Here is a 14,861-nt window from a genome sequence, read left to right on the forward strand (position 1 = left end):
TTGGGAGAGGTCTTTGAAGAGTATTCTGAAAAGAACAGGGCTGATCTACCGCCCCTTACCATTATTCAAGGCGGCGGAACTGTTTACCGTGACGAGTCAAATCGAAACCTTCAATTTGATAAGAACAGTCTTTCAAACTACAAGGCCGTCGATCCCGATGATTTCATCGTTCACCTTCGCTCATTCGAGGGAGGACTAGAGAAGGCAACATGTTGCGGTTTGATTAGTCCTGCATACCATACTTTCCATGGTGATGGCATAGACTCTGATTTCTATTATCTTTATTTCAGATCGAAGCGATTCATTGATACAGATTTAAAACCTCATGTTTACGGAATTCGCGACGGTCGAAGTATTGATGTCGATGGAATGAAAACAATTTCCATTCCGTGGGCAACGATTAACGAGCAGAGGGCGATAGGAGGCTTTTTCAAAAGTCTCGATTCTCTCCTCACCCTTCATCAGCGTGAGTGCCAATACCATAGCTTGTGCGGGTATCTTCTTGGGAACAGCGTAAGTTGGGCAACTGTGGGACAACCTATGGCGGTTTGACCGGCAAAACCAAAGAGGATTTCGGTCACGGCAACGCAAGGTTCATCCCGTATACCAATGTCTTCGATAACCCACTGACGGACACGAAGCGACTCGAGGCAGTCGAAATTGATTCGAGCCAAAACCAGGTTGTGTATGGTGACGTATTCTTTACTGTGTCATCTGAAACGCCGGATGAAGTCGGAATGTCCTCTGTTTGGCTCTCTGACCAGGAAGATGTTTACCTCAACAGCTTCTGTTTTGGTTACAGGCAAGATTCAACGTTTGACCCGCATTACCTTGCTTATATGCTCAGATCAAGTTCGGTGCGTTCCAATCTCACTCTGCTGGCTCAGGGGATCTCTAGGTTCAACATCTCCAAAAACAAGGTGATGGAGTTAAGCGTTCCTGTTCCTTCTGTGGTAGAGCAGAAGCAGCTTGGCCAATACTTTACCAAGCTCGACAATCTCATCACCCTTCATCAGTGACAGCTCGGCGACAATGCGAACGACAATTATTCCTCGCAAAAACGAAAAACCGCCGATTCGATATAGCGAAATCGGCGGTTTTGAGACTCGAAATTAGAAGCAACTCACGATAGCTATTAGACAAACATCCTATCCAACAGCGATTTCTTAGTATTTCTCAATAACTCAAGCTTACGCTGATGAAGGGTGATGAGGGAATTCAATTCTATGAAGAAGCATCCTATTTGCTTTTGTTCTTCCGTTGAGCATGGCAAAGTGATCGCAGTTTCAAAGAAATCGTCTGGCGCAATATTAAGCAGCCCGTGATTTCGCGCGCCTTCAGCAGCAATCATCTGAACCGCACCATGCCAACGATTCGTCTCGTAATAGGTTACCAAAAAATCAGGGTCTCCTAGATCGAGCCCGAAGCAGATGTACAGCGTGGATAAGCAGCCCTTTTCATACTTGGTCAGGCGTTTAATCGCTCCCCATGGACTGTCGCCCGAAGTGCTCTTGTTGTAGGCGAACTCTCCGTTCTCCAGCAAGTAATACCCGCTCATATCACGGCTAGCGACTTGATTGTTGAAGTAGCCGCGCTGGTCAACAAGCCCATGCTGAGCCGAGATGGTGAGGGGGAGGTCAGACTGATTGCCCTCGTTTTTCCGGATCACCCGATGAGCAACCTCTCCCAACTTACGCTGTTCCCAAGGGTCAGTAAAACCGGCGAAGCGGATTTCCGGGAATCGCTCACCCGGTTTGGGAAACATCTTATCAAGCATCGATTTTTTCAACTGAGCGAGCTTGTCGTACTTACGCTGATGAAGGGTGATGAGGTTGTCGAGACCCACTAGACAATCAGATATTGCTCGCTGTTCTTCGATGGTCGATGGTACTTCAGCCGTAATTTCAGCGAAACGTTCGTACCTCAGAGTTTGCGTATCCTTGGAATTGCCCTGGGAGTTGCAGAGGTATTTGTAAAGCAATTCAGGCCTCTTCAACAGGTAGCCAAAGCAAGTCGAGTCAAGCTCGACTACAGGCTTTGCAACCACATAAGCTGGGCTTACGATACCGTTGTACCTGCTTGAACCGACCGCGCCCTGCCACATGCGCATGCTGTTGTACACGATGTCCCCAACGCGAACAATCTTATAATTGGCAATGCTTGCGCCAGGATTGGTGTCTCTTTCGGATTCGGATGCCGGATAGATACCGTTGGCTACGCTAACCGACAGGATTTCTTCGGTTGAGGAGCGCTCATCGCTTTCGACAAACAGCTCCCCCAACTTACGCTGTTCCCAAGGGTCAGTAAAACCGGCGAAGCGTATCTCAGGTACATTGGTCTTTTCCGCCATACTATTCACCTCCCAACAGTTTCCGCAGCTCAGCAATGCCCGCCATATCGTGCTCGTTGCCCGTGAGCTGGCCCAGCATCGCTGCCAACTCGCTTTCCGCCTCTGCAATCTGGTTGCATACGTCCGAATAGGTTGTCGCGTACTTTGCGTTCAGTGCGACGACCTTTGCGATGAAGTCGCTTACGACAGCATTGGGCAGCTCGAGCAAATCAGATTGCAGCGGCTCAATCCACTTCGCAGCAAGCAATTCGTCGCACTGGGCGTCGGTCAGGCCCTCGATAACCTCCTTGGTCTTCTCCTCGAGCGCGACAAGCGCCTCCTTCCTTGCCTTTTTGAGATTTTTCTCCTCGTCGAGAAGGGACTGAGCGCGCACGAGGCCCCGCTCGAAGTCGCCGTCCGGATGCTTGCCGATGCTTTTCACGGCCTTCTTGAGGGACGCCGCCACGAACGCGCCGTCATCGCTGAAAACGTCGCTCGAGCTCTTCTCCTCCTCATCGAGGTTATCGAGAATCTCGTCGAGTTCTTGGGAGATCTCACTTAAACGGGAGTCGCGCGCGGAGATTTCCTTGACATCGTCGGCGAGCAGCTGTTCTTGGACGAGCGCAAACGGCAAGATGCGGCCCGTCCAGCCATCCTGCACCTCGACGTCTTTGCCGTTCTTCTTTTTTATCACCATATTCGGATCGACTTTGCGTACAGCCCCTTTGCCCTCGGTTTGGATAACCTCGAGGTCGCCGGAGATGCCCGTCCACGCATCGTCGAGAGCTTGGTAGGCATCGTACCCGTCGACGAGCGCGACACCAGAGAGGGCGTCGCGGAGCCGCTCTGCGATATAATCCTCCTCGGCCACGGCATCAACCTGCGATGAGTCGTCTACCAACCTCTTCCGCAGCTCTGCGGGCAGATGAGCCAACGCATCTCGATACCCCGCCAGGAAAGAAACGACGTCGGCGTTGGCCTTCACCGTTGCCGCCACGTCGTCCGTCATGGAAGCAAGGCACGACCCGCCGCCCTCACCGAACAGCTGGCCCTTCAGGCTTGGCCACACTTTCCAGTAGCGGTCGAGAGCATCGACCTCGGCTTTCGGAACCCCACCGAACATGGTGGCGTACACGTCCCAGCTCTCAGCAGCTTCGGACGAATCAACATAGCGCGGAATGTTGAGGTTGTAATCGTTGGCGCGTATCTCGTCGATGGTCACCAGGCGACTGAACTTGTCGATGGTCGCCCCAGTCGTGACCGCGTCCACGATGCGGCGTATATCGCTCGCGCGCAGCTTGTTGTTTTTGCCTTCCTTCACAAAGTGCTTCGACGCGTCCACGACCAGCACGTCGCTGCTCTCGCGCTGCTTGCGGAGTACCATGACGATTGTCGGGATGCCGGTGCCGAAGAAAATGTTGGCGGGAAGCCCGATAATTGCCTGGATATGGCGGTTCTCCACCAGGTTCTTGCGGATTGTGCCCTCCTCGCCGCCGCGGAACAGCACGCCATGGGGCAGAACGATGCACATGATGCCGTCGGGGCGCAAGTGGTACAAATCATGCAAGAGGAAGGCATAGTCGGCTTTGGATTTGGGGGCAACGCCGAACTTGAAGCGCGGATCGAGTTCCTTGTCTTCCGGATCCCAGTTTTGGGAGTAGGGCGGATTCGACACCACGGCATCGACGAACAGCGGATCGTAGGTCTCGTCCTTGTTCTCGACCGTATCGAACCAGGGCCAATCGTCTTCGAGCGTATCGCCATTGCGCGCCACGATGTTGTCGGGGAGTATTCCGCGCATGACCAGATTCATGCGCGTGAGGTTGTACGTGTTCTCCTTAAGCTCCTGCGCATAATACTTGATGGAGTTCGGGTCGCCGTTGCGTCGCGCCACTGCCTTGCCGATATTGATAAGCAGCGAGCCCGATCCGCTCGTGGGATCGTAGATGGTGATGTTCTCGCGTCCAGCTAGGTGCCACGAGACTATCTCGCTCATGAGCATAGACACCTCGTGCGGCGTGTAGAACTCGCCGGCTTTCTTACCGGCGTTGGCGGCGAAGTTGCTGATGAGGTACTCGTAGATGAAGCCGAGCACGTCGTAGTCCTGGCGACCGTCCATCGGGATGTCCTTGATGAGGTAGATGAGATCGCGAGCGGCCTTGGACTGGCTCCGTGCGTCGGTGCCGAGTTTGGAGAGACCGGTCCGCAGCGTGTCGAAGATGCCGTCGAAGACACGCTTGCGGGCGGGATCGATGTTGCGGCTAAAGGCAGAGAGGGCGTCGCGAACGTTCGAAATCTCGAAGTCGCCGCCTTTGGCGACCCAGGTGGAGAAGAGGTTCTCGTAGGCGATGAAGTAGCCGCACTCGCCCTTGACAAACTCGACCGTCTCCTCGTCGTCCTCCACGAGGCTCGGCAAATCCTCCTCGGCGAAATCACGCGCCTTCAGGCGGGTGACTTCGGTCTCGGAGAGGAACTTGTAGAAGATGAAGCCCAGGATGTAATCCTTGTATTCATTTGCCTCGATTTTCGAGCGCATCTTGTTGGCGGATTCCCATATCTTTGATGCCAATTGCTGCTTGTTCATCTAGTTTTCCTCGCTTCTATAGACTTGGTTGAGCGTTTCTCCGTCGTCGCTTACCCATTCGGTCCAGCCGTTCTGGCTGCCGCCGAGCACGAACACCGCCGCGGCGCTGGGCGTCGGGAACTCGAGATCTCTGGCGAGCTCTGCGATACCGCCCGAATCGCCGAAGATCTCCCTGCGCGCGGCCGCGACGGCCGCGTTTTTCAGCACGGGTCTCGAGAGGTTCACTTTCGAGCCAGCGAGCACGGTGAAGTGCCCGGTGGCCTTGTCGTAGCGTCCCGCCCCGCGTATGCCGTTCTTCTTCGTGTGGAAGACCGCCGGCGGGACCCTGGTCGACCCTGTCGAGGTCGTACCCCAGAGCTGACATCCTGAAGAGGATCCTCTCGTGCAGGCGCTCGACGGCCTCTTCCTTGTACGGGTCGACGTAGGGCTTGGGCGTCGCCGAGTTGTCAGTCTCGTACGAGCCGTGGGTACGCACGTAGTCGATGGCCTTCGCCTCGAGGACGTCCAGCGCGTCCCTGCTGATGTTCTGATCGTCATCGAGGAACATGACGGCCTTGTTCCAGAACTCCTTCTTTGCCTTGTGTGCGTCGAGCCGGGCGATACCCTGGGTCGTCTGCCCAGCGTAGACGCGGCTCACGTTGCCGTGGTCCTCGTCGAGCAGGTAGTAGATGCCGCGCTGCGGGATGTTCGGCAGCGACTTCGCCTCGGCAAGGTCCTCCCTCGGAACGACGACGGTCACAAGCGACTCGCCGTCGATGCGGCAAATACGTATGCGGTCCGGCTGCGCGTCTATGAGCTGGACGGTGAAGGTCTTGACCCGAATCACGCTTATGCCCCCTTCTTCGCGAGCTCTTCGATCATGCACGTGCGCACGAAGGCGGAGAAGCTCATGCCCCGTAGGGCCGCTTCCTCCTTTGCCGCGTCACGCAAGGTGTCGGGGATGCGCAGGGTCACGGAGACCTGGTCTCCCTCTACCAGGAAGCTTCTGATCTCGGTTTCGTCGGGGTTGCCCTTGATGAGCTCCTTGTAGCTGCCAGGCATCTGTGCTCCCATCGCTCGAAATGCAATACAAATGCGTTTGCAGCATTATAACGCGGCGACACGGGGCGGCACTGGGAATAGAGGGACAGCCGATGTCCAGGCCCCGTACGAGCGCAAACGGCGAAGGAATCCCTGGCTGGGCTTAGATGGTCTCTTTCGTTCGGGTTCTCATCTCTTGGTTTTCGCGGGGTCTGAAATTGGCCCGCTCCTCGGCGTAAAGAATCTCGTTCTGTGCCTCCAGAATGCGCGTGGCGTCCTCGATGCGACCGGCGCACCTCTGGCTTATCGACCTCAGGGCAAGGATTCCCTCGACGTCGAGCGGGTCCAGCTGGTCGGCGTGCGCCAGGGACTCGAGCAGCTGGTCCAGGCCCTTCGCCAACCTCCCGGCATCCGCCAGCGCATCGAGCAGCTCAAGGCGCTCAGCCTTCTCTTCGCAATTCAACATCAGTTTGCCTTCTTCTACCAACTGACGTGCTGTGCACCACCGTAGCCGTTCCGCAGGGGGAACCATCTCGCCGCCAGCGATCCCGTGCGCATATCGGCCGCAAGCGGCGCGGGAAATGTCGTCCCGATGCGGACCGCGTCACCGCGACTCGGCAGCGGCCCGTTGTCCGCGCCGCGACGTCGCCGCCAACCCCCGCGAGCGCCCCCGCAACCGCCGACGGGTCGCATCCCATGCCCGGAGGACCTCGACGCCCATGCCCGATTCCATGCCACACGCCTGCGCCCCTCCGACCCGAAACCCGCCCCGGCGCTCCTTGGACGCGCAGGGTCGCACGCCGGCAGGCGGCCAGCAAGGGCCGCGACACTTTTCCGGGTTCTTCGCCCCATGCGCTGCGCGCGCGAACAACGCGAAAAACCGACGTCGGGAGATTTCTATAACCACGCCCGACTTCGCTTCCTCCCTTGCCGGCGCGCCCGCGCTGCATGCGACTCACGCGACGCAAGGCACGCCACAGGGGCGGGCCTCAGAGCCTAAGGAGCAAGACATGAACGACATGAAGGAAAAGGCGATGGGCGCGGTCAGGGCCTTCCTCGAGCGCAAGGGCTACGAAATCGTCGACGAGGCCTGGCAGGGACCCGAGGGCATCGGCGGGATCGACCTCGTGGCGGTGGACGAGGACGGGACCCTGGTCTTCGTCGACGCCACGGTCCGGATCGGGACGGACGGCTTCCCCGAGGCCCACAGGGCGCGCGGGCTGCGCGAGGCGCTGGCGGCGAGGTGGCTCGCCGGCAACGGCGACGACTACGCCGACACCCCGGTCCGCTTCGACGAGGTGGCGATGATGGTCGTCAAGGAGAACCGCGCGCTCCTTCGCCACCACATCAACTGCTTCGGCGAGATGGAGCCGCTCTCCTAGGCGGCGCGCCCGGCCCCGGGCTCCCGGGGCCGGGCTTTCCCCCGAAACCGTGCCCGTGTACCACGAAAGCGTACATATCCGTACGTTTTCGTGGTACACTCCGCTTGTCGGACAAATCCGTACGGTTTTGTCCCGACGCTCCGAGACTCGGGGCGCGCCGGACCGGATGCGGCGAGGCGCGCCCCACGCTAGAGAGGACGCGACCCATGCGCACGATAGCCATTTCCAACTACAAGGGCGGCGTCGGCAAGACGACGACCGCCGTGAACCTGGCGGCGATCTTCGCCGCCCAGGGCCTTCGGACCCTGCTCGTCGACCTCGACCCGCAGGCGTCGGCCACCGACTTCTTCGGCCTCTACGACCGCGCCGCCTCCGAGCGGCGCACATCGGTCGAGCTGCTCTACGGCGGCGCGCCCGTGGAGGAGGTCGCCTACGCCGCCGGGGAGAACCTCGACGTGGTGGCCTCGACCATCGACCTCGTCGACCAGAACGAGATGCTCCTGCGCGAGCAGCGCCTCAAGTTCGCCCTCGACGACGCCTCGGGCTCCTACGACGTCTGCCTCATCGACTGCAGCCCCGTGATGCGCAGGCTCGCCTTCAACGCCTACCTCGCCGCAGCGGAGGGCGGCATGGTCGTCATCCCCGTGAAGCTCGACTCCACCGTGATGCGCGGCACGGCGCTCACCGTGGAGGCGACGCGGTCAATCGCGGACGCCCTGCGCATGCCCACGCCCCGCTGGAAGATTCTCCGCACCTGCGTGCCCGGCCGCATGACCAACGCCGAGGCCACGGGCGCGGCCGTGCTCGACGGGTTCTTCCCAGAAGAGCAGTTCGAGACGGTCATCCACGCGAGCAGCAAGGTCTGCGAGGGCAGCTGGCAGTGGAAGCCGGTGGCGGCATTCGAGCCGGGGAGCCGCCCCGCGCGCGACTACGAGGCGCTCGCCGACGAGGTGTCCCGTGAGCTCGCCTAGCCAGGTGGCCGCGGGCTTCACCATCACGGGGCTTCTCGACGGCGCGTCGCGCACCCGCGGGCGCTACCCGGTGTCCGAGATCGCGGTGGCAGACATCGCCGACCACCCGGCGAACGCCGCGTACTCCATGGACCCGGCCGGCATAGCGGAGCTCGCCGAGTCCATACGCCAGGACGGCCTCACCGACCTGCCGCTCGTGCGAAAGGTCGGCGACGGCTCGTGGCAGATGGTCTCCGGGCACCGCCGCAAGGCAGCCTACGCGCTGCTCGCGAAGGACGACCCCGCCTACGAGAGGATGCCCTGCCGCGTGATAGAGGGCATCGACGACGAGCGGGCGGTGACGCTGCTCCACGCCGCGAACTACTTCACCCGCGCGCTCACCGTGACCGAGCGCGCCGCCGCAACCGAGGCGCTCAGGAGCGACGCCGTGCGCCTGCGCTCCGAGGACCCGTCGCTTTCCGGCATGCGCGTCGACGACGTGAAGGCCGCCATCATCGAGCGGCAGACGGGCCGCAAGGTCTCCGGCAAGACCATCGCGCGCGAGGAGAGGCTGGCCCGCCGCATCGCCGAGGACCTCTCGCCCGAGTGGGCCGCAGAGGCCGACCGCGGCAACCTCAGCGCCGAGGCGGTGCGTTCGCTCGCGGGCATGCCGAAGGAGCGCCAGGCGGAGATGCACGCCGCGATGGAGCCCTGGCGGCGCACCAAGCGCGAGCTCTCCGACTACGTGAGGAGCGAGGGGAAGGCGCAGGCTGGCCCCGACGGGCGCATCGCGAAGGCCGCGAGGCTCGTCGCCGACTTCCTCGAGAGCCCGCCCGAGAGCCCGAGTGCGGCCGACCTCTCGCTGCTGCGGGAGATGGCGCTCATGACCGCGCCCTACGCGGAGGCGGGCGCAGGAGCCCAGAAGGTTCGAAGAAGGGCCTCACACTCGAAATCCAGCAAGTAGCCTATGGCGTCCGACACTTCGGTCGGGCGTCCATAGCACTTGGGGACCGGGCGGCCTCGGATCCGTCATGCCGCGGGCCGTTCGGGAGCCCGCTTTCGCGAGGCCCGGTCCCAGAGGCGGTGCCCGAGCCGGGCCGCCGCCTGCGGGGGATCCCCCGCGCCCCTAGAGAGACGCGCCCGCCGCACGGCGGGCGCGAGGAAAGGAATCCGCCATGGAAGAGGAAGCCGGCACCGCCAAAGGCAAGGAGCGCCGCGTCACGTTCCGCATGGAGGGAGGCGACTACGACGCGCTCTGCGAGCGGTGCGAGCGCGCCGGCCTCAGCAAGTCGGAGTACCTGCGCTACCTCGTGCGCATACCGCTGTCGACGGAGGCCAACGCGGGAGACGAGCACCGCATACTCGTGGACCGCAGGGCCCTGTGGGCGATGTCGCGGGAGCTCACGAAGTGGGGCTACCACTACAACCAGGCCGTGCACGCGATGAACCTCATCAACTTCCACGCCCGCCACGGGCACGTCGACCGGGACCTCGTCGCGGAGAGCATCCCGACGATCGAGCGCGAGCTCGCCGACGTGAACGCCGCGGCCCGCGAGATGACGGCGGAGCTCGGGCGCATCGGCGCCGACTCGCTCGTGGAGGGCTCGCCATGCCGATCCTGAAGCCGATAAGCGGCCACGGCTCGACGGGCGGCATCCGCCGCTACCTCGAGAAGGGAGGCCGCGCCCTGGCGCGCGACCTGTTCAACCTGAGCTACGACGAGCGCGACGCCGGCGCGCTGGGGGAAGACGCCAAGGAGGCCTGCGCCTGGGACGCCGAGATGGACGCCACGCGCGCCGCGTTCGGCACGGACGCCCCCTGGAGGGGAAAGCCCGCGCGGACGTTCAAGCACTTCGTGCTCTCGCCGGACCCCGGCGACGACATCGACCTGGCGGCGCTGCGCGAGCTCGCGTGCTCGTGGGCTCTCAAGCACTTCGGCGACCACGAGATCGCCATCGTGTACCACGACGACAACGCCCGCAGCATACCGCACGCGCACATCGTCGTGAACAACGCGAACCTCCGCACCGGTTACCGCATGCAGACCCAGCACCCCGAGGACCTCAACCGCGACCTTCAGGACATGGCGCGCGAGCGCGGGCTGTCGGGGCTCTCCAACGACCGGGCGGCCGTATCCCCCTCGAAGGCGCGCGGGCATGCCGGCGCGGGCGGGCCCAGGAGCCGCAGGAGCGTCTACCTGGGCCGTGTCGAGAAGGAGATCATGCGCTCGGGCGGCTACTCGTGGGTCGGCGACATCCGCGCCCGTGTCGCGCTCGCCAAGACCACGGCGCACGACGAGGCGGAGTTCCTCGGCGTCCTCGACGCCCTGGGCGTGCACGTCGCCGACAACTCGGCCAAGGCGAGGCGGGACGACTGGGTGTTCAGCCTGGCCGAGGAGCCGTCCAAGAAGGTCAGCGGCGAGCGGCTGGGGTTCGTCTACGGCAAGGAGATGCTGCGCCGTCGCTTCGAGCGCGAGGGAGCTTACCGCCCCACGGACTCGAGCGCCGCGCGCATCCGTGGGGCCGCCGAGCGAGCCCTCGAGCTCAACGACCTCTCGGAGCTGAGCAGGCTCTCCTCGGCGCTCGAGACCTGCGCGAAGTTCGACGTCGAGTCCATCGAGGAGTTCGGTCTCAGGATGTCGACGCTCGAGCGGCGCGGCCAGGCGGGCGGCGAGGGCTATCGCCGCCTCGAGGCTGCGCGCGCCTACATGGCAGAGAACGGGCTCATGCCCCTCAAGACCCGATACGGGAACGATGGCGGGCGCGGTGCGGCCGAGGGAAACTTGCGCGACGGGCGCCGCGGGGACGAGCAGCAGCGCATACTCGCCGCCGAACGCCAGCGGACCCAGCAGGACCAGCGCAGGGAGAGGGGCCGGAGATGATGGCGAGGATAGAGTACGAGGACGGCAGGACGACGCTGTTCGACACGCTCTCGTTCACGGAGGGGTCGCCGTTCACCGGCGCGAACATGCTCACGGAGTTCGAGCTCGAGATGAGGGATGAGCCCGAGAAGGGGCTCTGGCTCACGGCGAACTGGCACCAGGTGCGCGACGACTGGCGTGTCGACGCGCCCGCGGACGGCATACCGGCCGCGCGCAGGTCCCGCGGCTGGCGCTTCATGCTGGCATCGGAGGCCGAGCTCGGGCGCGCCCGGCGCGTCCTGCTCGACGGCGAGGAGGCGTTCGCCCGTGTGCGGGGATATCTATGTGATGCCGCTGCGATTTCCGCTTGCTACCGCGAGCACGTGGGCCCTCCCTCAAAACCGCTGAAGTCGCAGATAAGGGACCTGCAGCGCGCTCTGGGGAGGGCGGAGGTCCCGGGCGTGCCCGACGAGCTGGCGAGGCTGCTCGCGGAAGAGAAGGAAGAGGGCGCCGACGAGGGCGCCCGCAAGGTTAAGGAAGATTGGGGTGACGTCGATGAAGAGGCTTGGTAGGTTCCTCATGGCGGCGCTTAAGGTCACGCTGGGCTTTTTCGTCTGGCTGTTCCGCGCCGTGTTCAAGTGGGTGATGTGAGAAGAGGCGGGCAATTGCCCGCCTCTTTCCGTTGTGCGATTTCGATTTCCCACGGCTAGTCCCGGTCGTCGTCGCCGGCTGCGCAGCAGGCGTAGGCCGTGAGCGTGAGGAGCCCCATGAGGAGCCCTATTCCGAAGGGCGCGAATCCCATCCTTCCACCTCCTTCGCGTAGACGACGGTGCGCGAGTTGCTCGTCTGGTAGCTGCACGTCACGAAGGCCCAGGCCTGCGCGACGTCCGAAGGCTCTTCCAGGACGACCTCGCAGCGGGACAATTTGTCCCCGAGGTAGGCGTCGAGAGCCGCCGCGTCGGCGAAGTCGGTCCGCTTGCCCTCCGAGCTCGCGTCTACCACGTCGGCCGCGAAGACCTCGAGCTCGATCTCCTTCTCGCGGGTGAAGACCCGGATGGTGCGGTGCCCCTCGGCGAAGCCGCGCGACGAGTACTGCGCGAGCGGCGCGAACATGGTGCCGTCGGACATGTGGTGCCCGTAGACGATGACGAGCGGGCTCTCGGCGCCCTGTGCGCACCCGGCGTCTATGTAGGGAGCGCCCCAGACTGAGCGCTCGCCGCCGGCGTCGTGCGTGAGGTAGAAGTCGGGCGATTCAGGCCGGCCCTGTACGATCGGGTAGTCGACGGTCGTGCCCGGCACGCGCACCCATGCGACGACGGAGGCGGGAAGGGCGTCCCAGTCGATGCCGTCGCCCGCCTCTTGCGCCCCCATCGCCGCGCCCTCTTCCGTTGCGGGCACCTCGTGCACCCCGTACGGGTTCCTCTCGGGCTGCGGCAGGACGGCGAGTGTCCCCATCGCCAGCAACGCCACGGCGACGGCGAGCGCCGTGGCGGCTTTCCCTTTGTTCATGTCCTCCCCCGTTCGCAGGGGAGGCCCCGGGCGAGCGCCCAGGGCCTCCGGTTCGGTGTCGATGCGGCGCCGCTACTCTTCCGGCTCTTCGTCTGCCGCGTCCTTGCTTGCGCCGGCCGTCTTGCGCTTGCGGTACGCGAGCGCTCCGCCCGCGCCCGCCGCAGCTGCCAGAGCGATGCCCGCGGCCACGGCGTAGCCGGTGCCGTCGGGGGCGTCGGCCCCGGTCTTGGCGTAGGGCTCCTCGGGCACCTCGGGCGTGCCGGGGTTGTCCACGACGACGCTCTGCTCGGCAGAGTCGATGTCCTCGTGGGCCGCCACGACGTTGCCGGCGGAGTCCAGGACCTTCTCGAAGACGACGAGCTCGTCTCCCTCGGCCAGGCCCTCGGTGTCGAACTCGAAGGTCACCTCGACGGTGCCGGAGGGCGCCTCGGGCTCGAAGGGCGTGCGCGCGGTCACCCCGTTGCCGTCCTTGTCGAGGAACGGATCTCCGGTGCCCTTGTCCATGAGCGTGCCCACGGCGATGTAGGTCTCGCCGGGGACGAGGCCCTTGTAGGCCACCGTGTCGACGACCTTTGCCTTCCCGGCCTCGATGACCTGGTCGCCGTCGGCGGCGTCAGCCGCCTGCGTGCCCACCTCGACGGCGACGTGGACGGTCTGGCCCTCGTCGGAGAGGTCCGCGTGCGACGCCACCTCGGCTCCGTCCTTGCGAAGGCTCTCGAACGCGACCAGGTCGCGGCCGCCGAGCAGGCTCGCGTCGAAGGAGATCTCGACGTCCTGGCTGCCCGTCGAGAGCGCGGGCGCGAACTCTGCCTTGGCCTCCACGGGCATGCCCGAGGCGTCGGCCACGGGCTCGCCGGTCGCCTTGTCGACGAGGGTCGCCGAGAGCTCGTACTCCTCGCCGGCCTTCAGGCCCTCGTAGGCGACCGCGTCGACGACCTTGGCCACGGCGTCGGCCGAGACGTCCTTGTCGCCGTCCGCCCCGTCCTTTGCCGTGGTGGAGATGCGCGGGCCCTCCTGGTCGTCGAGGCCCATCCACACGGCCTTCGCGACCGTCGAGTCGCGATCGACCCAGAAGCTCCTCGTGATGAGCTCGAGGCCCTCGTTGGCATCGCAGCGCAGCTCGGTCATGGTGTAGGCGCCGTACGGCAGGGCCGCCAGCGAGTCGTCGACCGGCGCCGAGGAGCCGTCCTCGCCGAGCGAGAACCAGATGCCGGCCTTCGGGTCCATTTCGGCGGGCTCGATCGGACCCTCATGGCCGAGCAGGGCGTCGTTGGCGTTGGTGTCCCTCGAGTGCCTGTTCCAGCTGCTCGCGGTCGACGCGTCGCCGTTGCGGTCCGTGACCAGCACGTGAGTCTCGCCGGTGGCCGCGTTCTCGATGGCGAACGGGACCATGAGGCCGGCGTTGTCGGACTCGCTCTTCTTGGAGAGCTCGAGGTCGTTGCGCACCACCTGGTCGCGGAACTCGAGCGCGGCGCCGTCCGCGGAGGCGCTCACGATCTCGCCGCCGGTGCGGACCTCGAAGGTGCGGGGCTCGCCGTCGGTCAGCAGGTAGCTCCCGTTCGTCGCCGTCTCCCGCACGTCGTAGGTCCCGTACGGCAGTGCGTCGGCCGCGGTCTGCGCGGTGTAGGCGCCGGCCTCGTCGTTCCATGCGGTGGTCAGCGTGGCCACGGCTTCGCCCGGCTCGCGCCATTCGCCGCCAACGAGGACCTTGTGCGCCGAGCGGTTCGTGACGGTGAACTCGATCCCGTCGAGGCCGGGGTGCTCGCCAGGCGCCTCCTTGTGGCCGCTGCCCGCGAGCGCCTCGGACGCCTGCAGCTCCTTGTCGGACTTGGTCACCTGCACGCCGCCGCGGAAGACCTCGTCGGTCACGGGGTCGCCCGTGAGGTCGCGCATCTCGTCGGCCTTCACGGTGAACGTGACGGAGGCGTCGCTGGCGTCGTAGCCCTCGGGCGCGCCGGACTCGACGATGCGGTAATTGCCCGCGGGGAGGGTGTCGGCGCCGGTCGCGGCGACGTGCGACCCGTCCTCGGGCGCGGTCTTTATCGTGGCGCATACCTCGCCGTCGGCGTAGTACTTGCCGCCGACCAGCACGTAGCGGCCGGTCTCGTTAACGACGGAGAAGCTCGCGCCGTCGAGCGAGGCGTCGCCCTGGGGCTCCGCGCCCGCCTCGGAGTCCGTTTTGGCGACCTTGACTCCGCCTGCGGACCAGCTGAAGCTCACGAGCGTC

Annotated in this window: 15 protein-coding genes; 8 read left to right on the top strand and 7 right to left on the bottom strand. The window is 64.0% G+C overall.

Translation table 11 applies throughout. The features are described 5' to 3' along the window. Both I1969_RS07610 and I1969_RS07615 read left to right on the top strand, forming a co-directional pair. Positions 1 to 552 carry a restriction endonuclease subunit S domain-containing protein gene (locus tag I1969_RS07610; protein WP_195234345.1) on the top strand — a complete coding sequence of 184 codons (552 nt, stop codon included), beginning with the start codon at positions 1 to 3 and terminating at the stop codon, positions 550 to 552. Then, positions 549 to 1,019 carry a restriction endonuclease subunit S gene (locus tag I1969_RS07615; RefSeq protein ID WP_229028329.1) on the top strand — a complete coding sequence of 157 codons (471 nt, stop codon included), beginning with the start codon at positions 549 to 551 and terminating at the stop codon, positions 1,017 to 1,019. The genes I1969_RS07610 and I1969_RS07615 overlap by 4 nt, the downstream gene beginning before the upstream one ends. Positions 1,020 to 1,135: 116 nt before the next feature. Here I1969_RS07615 and I1969_RS11085 read toward each other — a convergent pair whose 3' ends face one another. From I1969_RS11085 to I1969_RS07645, 5 genes are all read right to left on the bottom strand, one after another. Next, on the bottom strand, positions 1,136 to 2,350 hold the full coding sequence (locus I1969_RS11085) for a restriction endonuclease subunit S (RefSeq protein WP_229028330.1): 1,215 nt from the start codon (positions 2,348 to 2,350) through the stop codon (positions 1,136 to 1,138). A gap of 1 nt (position 2,351) precedes the next feature. After that, a complete protein-coding gene (locus tag I1969_RS07630) occupies positions 2,352 to 4,913 on the bottom strand; it encodes a type I restriction-modification system subunit M (protein ID WP_195234300.1) in 2,562 nt (853 codons plus the stop codon). Further along, positions 4,914 to 5,450, bottom strand: coding sequence for a DUF4357 domain-containing protein (locus I1969_RS11340; RefSeq protein WP_411161043.1), 537 nt, complete (start codon positions 5,448 to 5,450; stop codon positions 4,914 to 4,916). Positions 5,451 to 5,741: 291 nt separating this feature from the next. Next, entirely contained in the window at positions 5,742 to 5,954 is a 213-nt protein-coding gene (locus tag I1969_RS07640; protein ID WP_229028331.1) for a YlcI/YnfO family protein, read from the bottom strand. 142 nt (positions 5,955 to 6,096) lie between these two features. Then, positions 6,097 to 6,399 carry a hypothetical protein gene (locus I1969_RS07645; RefSeq protein WP_006234653.1) on the bottom strand — a complete coding sequence of 101 codons (303 nt, stop codon included), beginning with the start codon at positions 6,397 to 6,399 and terminating at the stop codon, positions 6,097 to 6,099. 544 nt (positions 6,400 to 6,943) lie between these two features. On the opposite strand from I1969_RS07645, the gene I1969_RS07650 reads away from it, so the two are divergent. From I1969_RS07650 to I1969_RS07675, 6 genes are all read left to right on the top strand, one after another. Beyond that, on the top strand, positions 6,944 to 7,315 hold the full coding sequence (locus tag I1969_RS07650; protein WP_040358739.1) for a YraN family protein: 372 nt from the start codon (positions 6,944 to 6,946) through the stop codon (positions 7,313 to 7,315). Between the two features lie 206 nt (positions 7,316 to 7,521). Next, positions 7,522 to 8,286, top strand: coding sequence for a ParA family protein (locus I1969_RS07655; protein WP_195234302.1), 765 nt, complete (start codon positions 7,522 to 7,524; stop codon positions 8,284 to 8,286). Further along, complete coding sequence (locus I1969_RS07660) at positions 8,273 to 9,229, top strand: ParB/RepB/Spo0J family partition protein (protein ID WP_195234303.1); 957 nt, start codon at positions 8,273 to 8,275, stop codon at positions 9,227 to 9,229. Before I1969_RS07655 ends, I1969_RS07660 begins: the two co-directional genes overlap by 14 nt. A gap of 211 nt (positions 9,230 to 9,440) precedes the next feature. Then, positions 9,441 to 9,887, top strand: coding sequence for a hypothetical protein (locus I1969_RS07665; protein WP_006234649.1), 447 nt, complete (start codon positions 9,441 to 9,443; stop codon positions 9,885 to 9,887). Continuing rightward, complete coding sequence (locus I1969_RS07670) at positions 9,875 to 11,146, top strand: relaxase/mobilization nuclease domain-containing protein (RefSeq protein WP_195234306.1); 1,272 nt, start codon at positions 9,875 to 9,877, stop codon at positions 11,144 to 11,146. The genes I1969_RS07665 and I1969_RS07670 overlap by 13 nt, the downstream gene beginning before the upstream one ends. Beyond that, positions 11,143 to 11,697 (top strand): hypothetical protein, encoded by a 555-nt coding sequence (locus I1969_RS07675; RefSeq protein WP_006234647.1) that lies wholly within the window; start codon positions 11,143 to 11,145, stop codon positions 11,695 to 11,697. Before I1969_RS07670 ends, I1969_RS07675 begins: the two co-directional genes overlap by 4 nt. A gap of 205 nt (positions 11,698 to 11,902) precedes the next feature. Here I1969_RS07675 and I1969_RS07680 read toward each other — a convergent pair whose 3' ends face one another. Together I1969_RS07680 and I1969_RS07685 are read right to left on the bottom strand one after the other, a co-directional pair. Further along, entirely contained in the window at positions 11,903 to 12,634 is a 732-nt protein-coding gene (locus tag I1969_RS07680) for a class B sortase (protein ID WP_195234308.1), read from the bottom strand. Positions 12,635 to 12,706: 72 nt separating this feature from the next. After that, on the bottom strand, positions 12,707 to 14,854 hold the full coding sequence (locus I1969_RS07685; protein WP_324248658.1) for a VaFE repeat-containing surface-anchored protein: 2,148 nt from the start codon (positions 14,852 to 14,854) through the stop codon (positions 12,707 to 12,709). Positions 14,855 to 14,861: the final 7 nt, after the last annotated feature.

This window comes from Collinsella aerofaciens (genome assembly GCF_015548375.1).
In the GTDB taxonomy this organism is placed as follows: domain Bacteria; phylum Actinomycetota; class Coriobacteriia; order Coriobacteriales; family Coriobacteriaceae; genus Collinsella; species Collinsella aerofaciens_AB.